The 1,368-nt window shown below is 38.0% G+C and carries 1 protein-coding gene; it reads right to left on the reverse strand.

Translation table 11 applies throughout. The annotated features are described in order from the left end of the window. Nucleotides 1-47: 47 nt before the first annotated feature. Nucleotides 48-1,250 carry an IS256 family transposase gene (locus tag BW946_RS20980; RefSeq protein WP_076598022.1) on the reverse strand — a complete coding sequence of 401 codons (1,203 nt, stop codon included), beginning with the start codon at nucleotides 1,248-1,250 and terminating at the stop codon, nucleotides 48-50. Nucleotides 1,251-1,368 lie beyond the last annotated feature (118 nt).

Raw genomic sequence — 1,368 nt, forward strand, 5'->3', positions numbered from 1 at the left:
GACACTATCCCACGAAGTGTGTAAGTTAAAAAGTTAGGGCTTGGATTTTATAATCTGAGCCTTTGTTCAAAAATAAGCATAAATTGGTTGAGAACAATGCCCCAATTCTGAATCGGCATCGACCATTTTTTTGTGGCTTCTTTTAAAGCAAGGTAAACAGATTTCAAGACCGCATCATCCGTAGGAAAAGACATTTTGTTTTTGGTGTATTTTCGAATTTTGCCGTTGAGATTCTCAATTAAATTAGTGGTATAAATGATTTTACGGATTTCTAAAGGAAATTCAAAAAACACAGTCAATTCATCCCAGTTGTCCCTCCAGGATTTGATGGCATAGGAATATTTGGATTCCCATTTTTCCGCAAAATCCCTTAGAGCGGCTTCAGCAGCCTGTTTTGTTGGAGCAGTGTAAATATGTTTCATATCGGCAGAAAATTCTTTTCTGTCCTTCCAGACCACATATTTGCAGGCATTTCTGATTTGATGGACTACACAGATCTGGGTTTGAGATTCAGGAAAGACGGAACGAATGGTGTGGGTAAACCCGTTTAAGTTATCGGTGGCGGTGATGAGAATATCCTCTACACCACGTGCTTTAAGATCTGTTAAAACACTCATCCAGAAGCTCGAACTTTCATTCTTACCGAGCCACATTCCAAGAACTTCTTTTTTCCCCTCACGATTTAACCCTACTGCCAAATAGATGGTCTTGTTGATAACTTTAGAGTTCTCACGAACCTTGAATACAATCCCGTCCATCCAGACAATTAAATACAGGTCTTCCAAAGGTCGGTTTTGCCAGCTAACGACCTCGGTTGCAACGGCATTGGTAATTCTGGAAATAGCTGAAGCTGATATTTCAAAATCGTATAGTTCTTTAACCTGCTCTTCGATATCACTCACACTCATCCCCTTGGCATAGAATGAAATAATAATATTCTCCAGACCTTCGATGATGTTATGTCTTTTGGGCACCAATACAGGTTCAAAACTACTTGCCCGGTCTCTGGGAACTTTGATTTCACTCTCTCCAAAAGAGGATTTTATCTTCTTGGTGCCATGCCCGTTGCGATAGTTTCCTCCTTTGGATTTTTCATGTTTTTCATTGTCCAGATGAGCATCAAGTTCTGCTTCCAGCATATGTTCAACGGCACGTTTGTGCATCTGTTTGAAGAAAGAGGTTAAATCTTCTCCATTTTTAAAGGACTTGTAGAAATCCTTGTTGTTTAATAATTCTTCTTTGTCAATCATAACTATATAGGTTAAAAATAATAAAAAGTTATTTCCGAAAATTATTTTTGAGCTTTAGAGGGCTCAAAAATTTTTCAGAATAACTTTTTAACTTACACAGTTAGTGAAACACTACCTT

Source organism: Chryseobacterium sp. RU33C (assembly GCF_900156015.1).
Lineage (GTDB): Bacteria > Bacteroidota > Bacteroidia > Flavobacteriales > Weeksellaceae > Chryseobacterium > Chryseobacterium candidae.

Coding starts and splice junctions, on each gene's coding strand:
- BW946_RS20980 (WP_076598022.1), bottom strand. CDS start 1,250: ATGATTGACAAAGAAGAATTATTAAACAACAAGGATTTCTACAAGTCC.